The organism is Alteromonas sp. ISO5 (genome assembly GCF_058105165.1).
The window spans coordinates 2,653,956-2,667,998 of sequence record NZ_CM176572.1 but is presented as its reverse complement, the minus strand read 5'-3'; the positions used below and the strand labels follow the sequence as shown (position 1 = coordinate 2,667,998).

The following is a 14,043-nucleotide window of genomic DNA, read 5'->3' as shown; positions in this document are numbered from 1 at the left end:
TTCTTTAACTAGGGGTGACTCACGGCAAAACTATCAAACAGGTCATACAGCGCTAACTTTCATTAGCGATTATAACTGCGCGACGTTAGTAACGAACGAAAGCACAACTATTTAAAGAACAATACCACTATAACCACACGCTGAGTAAATTGATACTAAAATCACCCAAACTCTTATAATTTCATTAAAAATTAATTTTAAGGTCATATTGAAATAACTGATTCGCATACAAAATTTGACCTTTCAGTTACGTTCTTAACTCAGTACCGGCCCTTCCACCACGCTACAAACCAACAACCAGTACCCAGTGCAGTAAGCCCTGCCGACAGGCTCCAGTGGGCGGGATATAAAGGGATAATGGCGGCCACAATAATGAAGGTTGCACCCACTATGCTAGAGTGTAATGCCTTTTGCGCTCGTTTCTGTTGCTGTAGTAATGCCGTATTGGCCTGCTGCTGTTTTTCCGGAAAGTGCTTCACCTGCTTAAGCGTGTCATACAGCAAATCCGGCATATCCGGCAACTTTTCACTCCAGAACGGCAGGTTGGCTTTCACCTTGGAAAACATTGCACGCACACCAATTTGTTCGCGCATCCAGTTTTCCAGGAAAGGTTTGGCGGTCTGCCATAAATCCAGTTGCGGGTATAACTGCCGGCCAAGTCCTTCTATGTAAAGCAGAGTCTTTTGCAGCAGTACCAGTTGCGGCTGGACCTCCATATTAAATCGTCGTGCCGTATTAAATAACTGCACCAGCACATTACCAAAGGAGATTTCCGCCAGTGGCTTTTGGAAAATCGGTTCGCAAACCGTGCGGATAGCGACCTCAAATTCATCGATATTGGTATCCGAGGGTACCCAACCAGAATCGGCGTGTAACTGCGCGACTTTTCGATAATCACGATTGAAAAAGGCGATAAAGTTCTCGGCAAGGTAACGCTTGTCTTCCTGATTGAGCGTACCGACAATGCCAAAGTCGATAGCAATGTACTGGGGGTTTTGTGGATTATCCCGCGACACAAAAATATTGCCGGGGTGCATATCCGCGTGGAAAAAGCTGTCGCGGAACACCTGGGTAAAGAACACCTCTACCCCTCGTTCGGCCAGAATTCGCAGGTTAGTATTCTGCTCTATCAGCGCTTCGATATTAGAAATTGGTATGCCGTAAATACGCTCCATTACCAACACATTTTTAGTACAGAAATCACTGTAGATGTTCGGAACATATAAGGCTTCAGAACCTTCAAAGTTACGCCCTAGCTGCATACCGTTTGCCGCTTCGCGGTTAAGGTCGAGCTCGTCTACGATAGTTTTTTCATACTCTTTAACCACTTCAACCGGGCGCAAACGTTTACCATCGGGCAACCATTTCTGCAGCACTTTGGCAAAGGTCAGCATCAGCTCAGTATCGGCTTTTATGGTTTTGCGAATATCCGGCCGCAGTACTTTTACCACCACATCCGTATTGCAGTCTTTCAGCTTTGCCGCATGTACCTGGGCAATACTTGCCGAGGCCAGCGGAGTTTCGCTGAACTCGCTGAACACCTTATCAAGGGAAGGAATATTCAGCGCTTTGAGGATAATGCCCGTGGCGCGCTGACTATCAAAGGGTTTAACCCGGTCCTGCAACATGGCTAGCTCATTGGCTATCTCGGGCGGCAGTAAGTCACGCCGGGTCGACAACATCTGGCCAAATTTAATAAACACCGGACCAAGTGCCTGTAGCGCCAGGGTCAAACGAGCGCCAGCATTTTTCTCTTTGTGCTGGTTACGGATCCAGAAAATACTCATCCGCATGAGTCGCACATACCAGGGCAACCATTTGGCAGGAATCAGTTCGTCCAGACCATGTTCAAGCATGACCCGGTTAATATGGTAAATCCTCAGTAACTGCATAAGCCCTACTGTTTGCTCCGTTCCAGGCGTTCAAGACGCGCTGCTAAACGCTCGGTATCGTCACGCAGGCTACTCACCTGATCGGAAAAATGCATAACTGCCAGTTTGTGAGCCGCTAATTGCTTTTCATCGGTAAGCGCACTGCCCAGAATTGCCTCTGCTTTGCGGCTGGTTTTTTTTAACTGTGCCTGCGCTTTTGCCGCCATGCCAAACAACTCATGGGCGAAAACATCATTGGTTCTGATTGCCAGTTGCTCTTCCAGATCAATGTTTAACGATTGCAGTAAACCAGAAAACGCCTGGGCAATGGCCAGCTCGCCACTCACCTCCAGATCGCCGCTTTTAATTAACCGGGTTAACTGACTGGTATCCCGAAGTCGTGGTAGAACATTCAAACGGGTTTTGATGATACATTCATCATCAGTTACCGGGTCCGGTGCGTCAGCCAGAGCCAGTACATCAACCTTACTGGAAAACACCAACGCAATACGTTGCTGCAGGTCATCAAGCTCTACTATCAGACGCTTCCCTTGCAAGCGGCTCAGCTTTGCCGTCGCATCAGGATCAAGCGACAGCACTTTATTCAGTACCGTTTCTATGGTGGCGGTAAGAAGAGGTAATGCAGGCATTAAAATTTGTAACCCCGATGTAATGCGACAATGCCGCCGGTCAGGTTCTGATAATCACAGTGTTCAAATCCGGCATTTTCAAACATGGACTTAAGAGTTTCCTGGTCCGGGTGCATACGAATGGACTCGGCCAGATACTGGTAGCTCTCGCGGTCATTAGCCACTAATTGCCCCATGGTAGGTAGCACATTGAAAGAATACCAGTCATAGGTTTTCGACAACATCTCATTGGTAGGTTTGGAAAACTCCAGTACCAACAGGCGACCACCGGGTTTCAGGATTCTGAATATAGACGCCAGCGCTTTATCTTTATCCGTCACATTGCGCAAGCCAAACGCCATGGTGACCAAATCAAAATGATTATCCGGAAATGGCAGTGCTTCAGCGTTAGCCTGCACATAGTCAACATTGCCAACCACGCCTTTGTCGCGCAGTTTGTCGCGGCCAACTGAAAGCATTGAGTGGTTAATATCGGCCAGTACTACCTGACCGGTGGGGCCAACCAGACGGGAAAACTTGGCCGCCAGATCGCCGGTGCCGCCCGCCAGATCGAGGACCTTCTGGCCACTTTTAATCCCGCTGCAATCAATCGTGTAGCGTTTCCATAAACGATGAATGCCCATCGACATAAAGTCGTTCATGACATCATATTTGGCTGCGACAGAATCAAAGACACCGGCCACCATTGACGCCTTTTTAGTCCGATCGACAGTTTTAAAGCCGAAGTGCGTCGATTGTTCAGGTGAACTGGTTTCATCACTGTTTGGTGTTTGTTGTTCTGACATGGGTAAGTTCTTCTTTTTAGAGTCCGGGATCTCAACACCCTGAAAGCGCGAGAAAGAATGATGAGCCGGCTGATGCAATGCGGCAAGTGTAACCAAAACCGTGGGCGCTTACCATCCTGTTAATAGTGACTCAACCGATGTTATTGACCGGTCGCAAGTACTGCAGGTAATTCGGCCAGCGAATTTAACACCCGGTCCGGATGATAATTCTCTATTGCCTCGCCATGATTATACCCATAGGGTAACGCGAAGACCGCACAACCGGCTGCTCTGGCGGCATGAATATCGGATTTGGAATCGCCAATCATCAGCGCCTGCGACGGGGATCCACCAAGCATATCCAGCGCCAACAGCAAAGGCGCTGCGTGAGGCTTTTTATGCTCGCAGGTATCACCGCTCACCACCACCGAAAAGTAGCGGTCCAGCTCTTTCTCTGCCAACAAAGGCAAGGTAAACGCTGCGGCTTTGTTGGTCACGCAACCAAGCTTGTACCCGTTAGCCGTTAACCATTCAAGAGCCGCTATCGCGCCCTCATAAACGTTGCTGCGCTTTGCGTTATGCGCTTTATAAGCGGCCAGAAATGCATCATAGGCGGGAGTAAATATACGCTCATCGGGCTGCCCATCCATGGTGCCAGATACCGCGCGTTGCATAAGCTTCTCGATGCCATTACCCACCCAGCATCTTACGGCCTGAACGCCCCGGGCTGGCAGCCCTACCGTTTGCATGGCCACATCCACACAGTAGGCAAGATCCGGTACACTGTCTACCAGCGTCCCATCCAGATCAAACAGCACATAGGGGTATTTTTTCTCTTCCATGACAGGCTACCTGGTTTGCTTAAACACGGTTATCGCCACAGCTGTATGCCAGGATCTGACTCAGCTCCTGCAGGCTGCGGCCACTTTGCACCTGCCAGTCTGCAAATGTTGTCGCGATGGTGGTAAGACTCTGTTTCGAGGTAAGGCCACCACTGATCAAATCATAAGCGCGGAAATACCCTTCCACATCCCGACTCAGCAAAAATGTATCAATTCCCAGAGCTCGCAGCGCGTAGGGGCCGGTGTTGCCGCCCAGCCTGGCACCGTGTTTTTTAAGGTGAGCCCATAGATCAATCAGCGCGGCACCGGTGAATTGACTGGCGAACTCGCCGAAACTGCCGTGGGATAAACGTATATCATTGAGCATCAGGGCGTTATCACGAATCGTCATCACTTTTTTAAGATTACGTACGATCCGTTTATCCGTCGCCCGCTGTTCGAGCATTTCATCGGACATCAGCAGCACTTTTTCAACATCGAAGTTAAAAAACAATGCCTCAAACTCCGGCCACTTTTGCTCAATCACGCGCCAGACAAAACCTGACTGAAAAACTTTTTTGGTGAAGGCCGACAGCACCCGGTCATCACTAAGCGTTTTTACGCCAGCGGGCGATAAAGGCTGACTGACAATAGCTTCCAGCCCTCGCTCGCCGCCTTTTCGTTCAGCCGCCCGAGCGTAGATGGCGGCAAAGGATTCCGCTGCCATCAGGCATCTGTCGCCGCAATGCCGTTATGGCGAAGCAGTGCGTCGACTTTGGGTTCGCGCCCTCTGAACGCCACAAATAAATCCATTGGCTCGCGACTGCCACCCATTTCAAGAATATTATGCAGGAAATCGGCGCCGGTTTGCGGATTGAAGATACCTTCTTCTTCGAAACGGCTAAAGGCATCGGCAGAAAGTACCTCGGCCCATTTATAGCTGTAATAACCTGCCGCGTAACCACCGGCAAAGATATGCCCGAAACTGTGCTGGAAACGGTTAAACGAAGGCGGTTGAATAACGGCTACCTCGCTTCGCACCTGCGAAAGCACTTGCTGAACGTCCACATGCTCACCGTCTTCCATATGTAACAGGAAGTCGAACAGGCTGAACTCCAGTTGCCGAATCATTTGCATCGCCGCCTGATAGTCCCGGGCTGCCAGCATTTTATCCAGTAATTCTTTCGGCAGCGGCTCTCCGGTTTCGTAATGACCAGAGATAAAGCCCAGTGCTTCTTCCTGCCAGCACCAGTTTTCTAAAAACTGGCTGGGTAACTCAACCGCATCCCATGGCACACCATTAATGCCAGAGACCCCTGGCACCGACATTTGCGTAAGCATGTGATGGATACCATGACCAAATTCATGGAATAAAGTTACCACTTCATCGTGAGTAAACAGCGCCGGCTTGTCACCAACCGGTCCGTTGAAGTTACAGGTGAGATAAGCCACCGGGGTTTGCAGATCGCCGGAGGCCTGAAAACGGCGCACCCGGCACTCGTCCATCCAGGCACCGCCACGCTTTTTAGGACGGGCGTAGAGGTCGAGATAAAATTGCCCACGCAGGATGTTTTCTTTGTCGGTAATTGAGAACAGACGCACATCCTTATGCCAGGTATCGGCATTGTCGACCTCAGTAATATTCAGGCCGTAGAGTTTTTCCACTACCGAAAATAAACCGGCCAGCGCTTTGCTCTCAGGGAAATAGGGCCGCAGTATTTCATCCGAAATGCTGTAACGCTCCTGCTTTAGCTTCTCGCTGTAATAGGGTACGTCCCAGGCTTCAAGCTCGTCCATCTGGTGCTTCTCAGCGGCGTAGGCCCGCACTTCGGCCAGCTCTTTTACCGCCTGAGGTTTGGATTTCGCGGCCAGGTCGCGCAAAAAACCAACAACCTGAGAGGTAGACGTAGCCATCTTGGTTGCCAGCGAGCGTTCTGCGTAGCTGGCAAAACCTAATAACGCTGCAATTTCTGAGCGTAGTGCCAGCGTTTCATTAATAATAGCGGTGTTATCCCACTGCCCTGCATTTGGCCCTTGGTCCGATGCACGGGTGGCATATGCGCGATACATCTCTTCGCGCAGTGCGCGGTTATCGGCATACAGCATCACAGGCAGGTAGCTGGGGATATCCAGCGTAAACAGCCAGCCCTGTAAATCTTTCTGACGAGCAGCTTGCTGCGCAGCATCGAGCGCTGACTCTGGCAACCCGGCCAGTTCAGCTTCATCGGTAATGTGTTTGGTCCAGCCCATGGTGGCGTCCATTACATTATTACTGAAGGTCGATGACAGTTCAGACAGCCGCGCCTGAATTTGCGCAAAGCGTTGCTTTTTCTCTGCCGGTAACGCCACACCAGACAAAGTGAAGTCGCGCAACGTATTATCAATGACTTTGCGCTGGGGTTCATCTAACAGGAAGTACTCCTCACTGTCTCGCAAGGATTTGTAGGCCTGAAATAAACCTTCGTGCTGTCCTACCCAGGTACCGTATTCTGATAACAGTGGCAAACAGGCATCGTGCGCCTCACGTAACTCATCACTGCTGACCACTGAATTCATGTGCGAAACCGGTGACCAGATCTTACCCAGCACATCATCGGCCTCGTCGATTTTACTAACCACATTGGCATAAGAATAATCGCCACTGGCAACGACTGCCTCGATGGTTTGCTTACAATCTTCAATGGCTTTGGTGACGGCAGGCTTCACCTGATCCGGGGTAATCTGAGAAAAACGTGGCAGGCCATCTACCTGTTGGAGTGCAAGTGTAGTCATAGTCGTTATTAGGATCCGTTGCCAAATTAATATTGCTGTAGTGATGGGGTTTACACGCTAAAAAAACAAGCCCCGCAGCAAGCGGGGCCTGGATTTTTTACGTGATAAAGTCAATTTGGTTCAGTCAATGACATTTCGGTTAGCGGCGCTGCAATCCGCGCGAAAATAAATGCACTCTCACCTGACCTAACTGATAGTAACACGCTGCGTATTATCAACCGGATTGGCCGGACGTGGGATAAGAACCCGTAACACACCGTTGTCATAACGCGCTACCACATCAGCGTTGTCATTAACGGCGAATGGTAAGGCGATAACCCGCCTGAAGCTGCCGCTACGACGCTCTCTGACATGAAAGCCTTCGTCTGTTGTGGATTCCTGTTCCTGTTTACGCATCCCTGAAAGCACTAAGCGGTCTTGCTGGACTTCCAGATGAATATCTTCTTTCTTCATGTCCGGCAAGTCTGCGGTTAACTCAAGGCCTTCTTTGGTTTCTTTCAAATCCAGCGCCGGCATATAGCCTGTATCACCGGAAGACCAACCGGCCATAGCCGGGAAACCAGTAAAGAAATCATCAAAAACACGATCAATTTCGCCTCTTAATGCACCAGGGTGCTTACGACCAAACACACTTGGAAATAAACTCATAACCCCTCCTTAATCGATACCGATTGTTTGCTAACCGTCCTCCGTTACCAGCCCCCGACATTACTTCTCAATGTGGGTAACTTTCCGCTTCCTGCATAATAAATATGGTTTGCCGGCATAGGGTTTTCAAGCTGCCTGGAGGTCATTTATTGCGCTACATCAAGCTTTTTAATTTACTGGCTTAACTCACTTGTTGCGCCTTAAATTTGGCATAGAAAGGTTGTCTTATCATGAGTTTTTCAAATTCCTGACGAGACACTGCCGGGCTAAAAATATAGCCCTGAATCTTGTCGCAACGCATGGCTTGCAGACAGCACAAATCCGCTTCTTCCTCTACACCTTCAGCAACCACTTCGATACCCAGTTTCTTACAGCTGACAATCAGGTTATGAATAAACTCCTGCCGGTGACTATCGGTATGCAGCTTATCAATCATCACCTTGTCGAGCTTCAGGGTATCGATAGGCAATTTGGACAAATACGAAAACGACGTAAAGCCAGCACCAAAATCATCAACGGCAAGTCTTACCCCGAGTAATTTAAGTTGCCACAACAACTCTTCAAGATAGTTAGAGTTTTCAGCTAGGGCTGTTTCGGTCAGTTCAAGCTCAATAAACGAAGGAGGCAAATAATAGTGCTGTAGGCGTTCACCAATAAACTCCACTATGCGCGACGATTGCAATTGTTTGGCAGAAACATTAATGGCTATACTGCCTAACTCAGTACTAAAACGTCGTAGTTCGCTGGCGACTTTAAAACCTTGATCCAGCACCCACTCACCGATAGCCTCTATCTGACCATCCAGTTCGGCAAGACGGACAAATTCTGAAGGAGGAACCCATCCCAGGCTGTGATGTTGCCAACGCAGCAGTACTTCCGCACTGTTTATCATGCCGGAGCTCAACTGAACCTTGGGTTGAAATGCCAGCTTAAACTCCTGATTTCGCAGCCCGCTTTGCACCTCTGCACTCAGTTGCTGCTGACGGCGGTACAGACTAATAGTTGAGTTATCCAACTGCGAAATACTGATGCGATGGCTGTCGCGAACAATAGTGTCAACCAGGCTGCTGATCAGAATATTATGGTCGAGTTGCGCCTCCCGGAGATTACGAAAGCCCACGCCTACCTGACAAAATATTGATAACCCTTTAATGGTGAAGGTACGCTGCAATTGCTGGCGAATCTGACAACACAGCGAGCGGGTAATTTCGATGGTAGATTCTTTCAGATATAGTGCAAACACCCCGGCCTGAGTGCGTTGCAACAGGTGAGGCTGAGTAACCATATTTTCCAGACGCTGGCCCACATAGGCTTCAGTATCCAACGATGCCGCCTCGCCGTGAGCCAGGCTAATGTCAGAGACGTTCATAAGCTTTATAAGCACCACGGACGCAAAGTCGCGAAGATTTGGCTTGTCATTCTCTTGATTAAAGTGGGCCAGTTGTTGCGCCGCGGTTTTTTGTCCTACCTCACAACACTGATTCAGCACTTTAACTACTTCAATACGCATGTCCTGACGACTCCAGGGTTTAGTCAGGTATTTGGTGAGCATGCGCTGATTCAACAACTCCACTGCCGCCTGTAAATCCCCCTTACCACTAAGCATAAAAACACGAGTGTCTGGTGAATATTGCCTGGCGAAACGCACCAGATCGACACCATTCACTTCTGGCATTTTGTGATCAGTAATCAGTAATGCGACATCCTGCTCACGCAAAATCGTCATGGCTCTGCGACCGGATGTAGTGGTGATTATGTTGCAGTTGATATCTTTGAGTTCACGCTTGAGTGCACTAACCACCCTTTTTTCATCATCAACCAACAGCACGTTAAGTGCTTTTTGTTTTTGAGCCCCCTGAGTATCACAAGCCATGCTATCTACCTCTGTTCTGATAACAACTATCCGACGTGCGACTCCCTGCTGACAGACATTTCATTTCGTTGTCACAAGTTAGCACAATGTCACTAATGTCGCAAATTATACATTTTACTTAATTGCCATATTTGGTTAAGAATGCTATAACTGTGTTTCGACGAAAACTTGACCAACGAGGATCACCTGTGAAAACTCTGACATCCGGCGAGATCGCTGAATATTGTGACGTTAACCTCCGAACGGTTATCCGATGGCTGGAAAGTGGTAAATTAAAAGGCTTTAAATTGCCTGGCCGTGGTAACAACAGGGTTCTGATCAACGATTTCATTGATTTTCTGGAACGCCATAACATGCCTATTCCGGATAGTCTGAAGCCCGAAGCATCCCCGCTTATTCTGATTGTTGATGATGAAATGCCCGTCGCCAAGTCTATCCAGCGGGTAGCGCGACGAGCCGGTTACGATACCCTGATTGCCACCGGCGGCTTTCAGGCAGGCATGATGCTTAGTCAGCACTCGCCACGGGTGATGACCCTAGACTTAAGCATGCCCGGCATGGACGGTTACAGCGTTTTGCAATACACCCGCGAACAGGATTCTCAACGTGGCCTGAAAATTATTGTCATTTCGGCGCTCGACGACGCCAGCCTGGAAAAAGCCAAAGAGCTCGGCGCCGACGCGACACTTACCAAACCTTTTTCAAACCACGACCTGACTCAATTGTTCGAACAGTTCATGCAGGTATAAACCGGCTATTAGAGGCGGAGAGCGATATGAAGTATGTGCTTTTTATACTGGCATTCCTGGCGGCAACCAACACTTTTGCCGGTACACAAGCCGCCGATCTGGCCACCGCGGGCCAGCCAGCACAATATACATTCGGTGTGGTCCCGCAACAATCTGCTTTCAGGTTGGCTCAGATGTGGACTCCTCTGCTCAAGCATCTGTCGCAGGAAACCGGTCTGTTATTAGACTTCATTACTGCCAAAGACATCCCTAGTTTTGAGGATGAGTTAACCGCGGCAAATTATGATCTGGCTTATATGAATCCCTATCATTACGTTGTATTTCACAGCAGGTCAGATTATCAGCCGTTGGTGAGAGATTCTGAAAAAGGCCTGCGGGGCATTATCGTGGTCCGTAAAGACAGCAATATCTTCAGCATTAAACAATTACAGGGATTAACCCTCGCTTTCCCGGCCCCGGCCGCTTTTGCAGCCAGCATCATTCCGCGTGCCGAACTCAATCGCGCGGGCATTAGTATTAGCCCGCGTTATGTAAACTCTCACGATTCAGTCTATCTTAATGTAATAAAAGAACTCTTTCCGGCAGGGGGCGGTATTATCCGATCATTGGAAAATTTACCAGCGGCACAACGCTCTGAACTTAAAATCTTATGGCAAAGTAAAGCCTATACCAGTCATGCGATTGCTGCACACAGCAGGGTCCCTCTTGCCCACCAGCAACTACTGGTCGCCGCTATGGAAAAACTGATCACCACCGAGCAAGGCAGAGCTTTACTCAAACAACTCAATTTTAATCGACTCGATGCTGCTCAGGATAGAGACTGGAATGACATCCGCGCATTAGGCATTAATTCGCTGTCGAGACCGGATTTCTGAGTCAACATCATGCGCCTTTCATTACGTACCAAAACCATCGCCGGTACGGCGTTAATCGAAGCGACACTGCTGCTCGTTCTGATCATAACGAGCCTGACGTTTATTAACGCATTAATCGAAGAAAACGTCATAAAACGTGCGCAAACCACCGCTAATCTGTTTTCTTCAATCACCCGTGATCCGTTGCTATCCCTCGACCTGGCTTCGCTTGAAGCATCGGTGGAAGAGCTCATGAATAACCCGGATATCGCTTACGCCAGGGTGCTCGACAGTCAGCAACGAGTACTTGCTCAACGTCGCCGTGAAGGTATCACAGAGAGGCCATTTACTCCGGATTCGTCGGTTCAGGCTATTGACGACTCCGTTTATGACGCCCGTGAGCCGATTACTGTAGCCGGCAAATACTTTGGCGAGGTTCAGCTGGGCATCGACGTAACATCAGTACAATCCTCACTCATCCAAATTCGTAACTGGATCATCTCACTGGCTTTGCTGGAGATGGTCCTGGTAGCGCTGTTTTCCTTTGGCCTCGGGACTTATCTGACATCCCAGTTGAAGTCCTTACGTCAGGGCGCCAAAGATATGCTTAAAGCGATACCAACTAGGAATTTTAGTAATGTCTCGATACCTATTAAAGGTCAGGATGAGCTTGCAGAACTGGCCCAGTCGTTCAACACTCTGGTCGATAAACTCGCTGAAGAATGCAGAAACAGAAGCAAAGTACAGCACGAATTAAAAGAGCTTAATCGTTCGCTTGAACGTATCGTAGAGGAGCGAACCTATGCGCTCAGCGATAAAAACAGCGAACTGGAGAAAGCAAACAAACACCTTAAAGAAACTCAGCAGCAACTGTTGCAGGCGGAAAAAATGGCCTCAGTTGGCCAGCTAGCCGCCGGTGTTGCTCATGAAATCAATAATCCGATAGGCTTTGTTAGCAGTAATTTAAGCACATTAAAAGATTATCTATCGCTGTTTCAAATTCTGCTGGACATGGCGAAGAAGCTCCATAGCGATGAATCCATCGACGCATTAAAGGTCCGCGTTGACGAACTACAGGCATTTTACGCGCAGCATGATATGGACTTTATCGGTGAAGATGTTGGGCCTCTGATTGAAGAGTCAGCAGAGGGATTGCAGCGGATCAGCGAGATCGTCAAAGGTCTGAAAATATTTTCCCGAATCGACTCAGAAGAGTTGCAATGGTACGACCTTAACCATTGTCTCAATACCACGCTGACGATGGTCAATAACAAGCTCAAGTATATCTGCAAGGTAGAAAAGCAATTCGCAGATTTGCCCAAAGTGTACTTTAATTTGGGCAAGTTAACTCAGGTCTTTACCAACCTGCTTATCAATGCTGGCCAGGCGATAGAAGCCACCGGTAAGCAGGGCGTAATCAGTATCAAAACAATGCAGGACGGCGATATTGTGAAAGTCCGTATCCAGGACACCGGCTGTGGGATTAGTCAGGAAAATCTCGACAAGTTGTTTAATCCGTTTTTTACCACCAAACCTGAGGGACAAGGCACCGGATTGGGCTTGTCTATTACCTACGGAATTATTCAGGAGCATGGCGGCCAGATTCACGTATCCAGTACGCCAGGCGAAGGCAGTGTATTTGAGCTGGCCTTACCCATAAACGGTCAAGATGACCAACAGCATACCGCAGCGCAACACTAGCGGTCAGGAGCATCGAGGAATTACTATGCCGAACACCGAAGCTGCAACGCCAAGATACTCAGTACTTTGTGTTGATGATGAACAAAATATCTTACGCTCCATCAAGCGAGCGCTGTTTTCATTGAAAATCGATCTGACGCTGGCAGAAAGTGGTGAAGAGGCCCTAGCGATTATGGAAGAAAAAACCATACATGTGGTCATTTCGGATATGAAAATGCCGCACATGACCGGCGCCGAACTGCTCGAAGAAGTCGCCGCTAAATATCCTGATACGTTTCGAGTGGTACTCACCGGCTTTGCCGATATCGACGCCACCATCAAAGCCGTCAATCAGGGCCGAATTCATCGTTACCTACAAAAACCCTGGGACAATCAGGAGCTGATTAATACCATCGAAGAAGGGCTCGAACGCATTAAGCTCAAAGACGAGAATGCTCGTCTGCAAAAGCTGACCCGCCTGCAAAATGCCAAGTTAAAAGAGGTGAATAACGATCTGGAAAAAACCGTACAGAAGCGCACCCGGCAAATCAAAGCGGCGCTTAACCGTATTGAAACCCGCAACCGCGCACTGGAGCAGGTATTGTTTAATGTTATTTCCATTAATCCGGATATCGACGGTAAATTTGCCATCGAGGTGAGTGAGCTTAGTAAAAAACTTGCCGCAAAGCTCGGCTGCAGCGCAGATGAGAGAAAACTTTATACCTACGCCAGTCTGATTGGTGAATTGGGATTGTTAGGTTTACAACCAGAAAACTTCCGCCCACCGTTTGCCAAACTGACTTATCAGCAGCAAAAAGATTACATGTCACAGACTCATCTGGCCAAGATGATCCTGGCACCAGCCGAACATATGCAGCCCATCAGTGAAATCATCGAGTTTCAGTTTGAGCACTACAATGGCAGCGGTTTATACCACAAAGTCGCCAAGGAAATTCCTCTGGGGGCACGCATTCATGCCATCGCCCGGGACTACTGGCGCCTGGTTAGCGGCCGCATGAGTACCCAGCGTATGGAGCCAAGAGATGCTAAAGCAGAGCTGAAAAAACACCGCAACACCCGCTATGACGGCGAAATTCTCGATTTACTGCTTACCGACCATGATATTGATAAACCCAGCTTTATAGAGAATCACTTAACCAGTGATGAACTCACTGCCGGCATGGTGTTAGGCAATAACCTGTATAATAAGAATCATATACTGCTGTTGCCTTCGGGCCATGTTTTTTCTGAGGCGACGATTACCAAACTGAAACAATATGAGCGAGAGCACAAACATCATTTTGAAATTGTTATTGAAAATGAAAATAATGAAGAAACAACCTAGACAGGCTTCTGTCTAA

Annotated in this window: 12 protein-coding genes; 4 read left to right on the top strand and 8 right to left on the bottom strand. The window is 48.6% G+C overall.

Translation table 11 applies throughout. The annotated features are described in order from the left end of the window. Positions 1-260: 260 nt before the first annotated feature. The 8 genes from ubiB to AC2T0J_RS11935 form a co-directional block, all read right to left on the bottom strand. Positions 261-1,892: a ubiquinone biosynthesis regulatory protein kinase UbiB gene (ubiB, locus tag AC2T0J_RS11970; protein WP_489806054.1), complete on the bottom strand. Its 1,632-nt coding sequence runs from the start codon at positions 1,890-1,892 to the stop codon at positions 261-263. Between the two features lie 5 nt (positions 1,893-1,897). Then, entirely contained in the window at positions 1,898-2,521 is a 624-nt protein-coding gene (locus tag AC2T0J_RS11965; protein WP_489806053.1) for a ubiquinone biosynthesis accessory factor UbiJ, read from the bottom strand. Further along, positions 2,521-3,306, bottom strand: coding sequence for a bifunctional demethylmenaquinone methyltransferase/2-methoxy-6-polyprenyl-1,4-benzoquinol methylase UbiE (gene ubiE, locus AC2T0J_RS11960; RefSeq protein ID WP_489806052.1), 786 nt, complete (start codon positions 3,304-3,306; stop codon positions 2,521-2,523). The genes AC2T0J_RS11965 and ubiE overlap by 1 nt, the downstream gene beginning before the upstream one ends. Positions 3,307-3,446: 140 nt before the next feature. Next, positions 3,447-4,127 carry a phosphoglycolate phosphatase gene (locus tag AC2T0J_RS11955; protein WP_489806051.1) on the bottom strand — a complete coding sequence of 227 codons (681 nt, stop codon included), beginning with the start codon at positions 4,125-4,127 and terminating at the stop codon, positions 3,447-3,449. A gap of 19 nt (positions 4,128-4,146) precedes the next feature. Next, positions 4,147-4,833 carry a DNA-3-methyladenine glycosylase I gene (locus tag AC2T0J_RS11950; RefSeq protein ID WP_489806050.1) on the bottom strand — a complete coding sequence of 229 codons (687 nt, stop codon included), beginning with the start codon at positions 4,831-4,833 and terminating at the stop codon, positions 4,147-4,149. Continuing rightward, complete coding sequence (gene prlC, locus AC2T0J_RS11945) at positions 4,833-6,878, bottom strand: oligopeptidase A (protein WP_489806049.1); 2,046 nt, start codon at positions 6,876-6,878, stop codon at positions 4,833-4,835. Before prlC ends, AC2T0J_RS11950 begins: the two co-directional genes overlap by 1 nt. A gap of 186 nt (positions 6,879-7,064) precedes the next feature. Beyond that, positions 7,065-7,526, bottom strand: coding sequence for an Hsp20/alpha crystallin family protein (locus AC2T0J_RS11940; protein WP_489806048.1), 462 nt, complete (start codon positions 7,524-7,526; stop codon positions 7,065-7,067). A gap of 181 nt (positions 7,527-7,707) precedes the next feature. Next, complete coding sequence (locus AC2T0J_RS11935) at positions 7,708-9,399, bottom strand: EAL domain-containing protein (protein WP_489806047.1); 1,692 nt, start codon at positions 9,397-9,399, stop codon at positions 7,708-7,710. A gap of 188 nt (positions 9,400-9,587) precedes the next feature. Here AC2T0J_RS11935 and AC2T0J_RS11930 point away from each other — a divergent pair, with 188 nt between their 5' ends. Genes AC2T0J_RS11930 through nosR form a run of 4 tightly spaced genes read left to right on the top strand, consistent with a single transcriptional unit; the run spans position 9,588 to position 14,027 of the window. Then, on the top strand, positions 9,588-10,148 hold the full coding sequence (locus tag AC2T0J_RS11930; protein ID WP_489806046.1) for a response regulator: 561 nt from the start codon (positions 9,588-9,590) through the stop codon (positions 10,146-10,148). Between the two features lie 26 nt (positions 10,149-10,174). Then, positions 10,175-11,023, top strand: coding sequence for a phosphate/phosphite/phosphonate ABC transporter substrate-binding protein (locus tag AC2T0J_RS11925; protein WP_489806045.1), 849 nt, complete (start codon positions 10,175-10,177; stop codon positions 11,021-11,023). A gap of 9 nt (positions 11,024-11,032) precedes the next feature. Continuing rightward, positions 11,033-12,703, top strand: a complete 1,671-nt coding sequence (locus AC2T0J_RS11920) for an ATP-binding protein (RefSeq protein WP_489806044.1) — start codon at positions 11,033-11,035, stop codon at positions 12,701-12,703. 25 nt (positions 12,704-12,728) lie between these two features. Next, on the top strand, positions 12,729-14,027 hold the full coding sequence (gene nosR, locus AC2T0J_RS11915; protein WP_489806043.1) for a response regulator c-di-GMP phosphodiesterase, NosR family: 1,299 nt from the start codon (positions 12,729-12,731) through the stop codon (positions 14,025-14,027). The last annotated feature ends 16 nt before the right edge of the window (positions 14,028-14,043 follow it).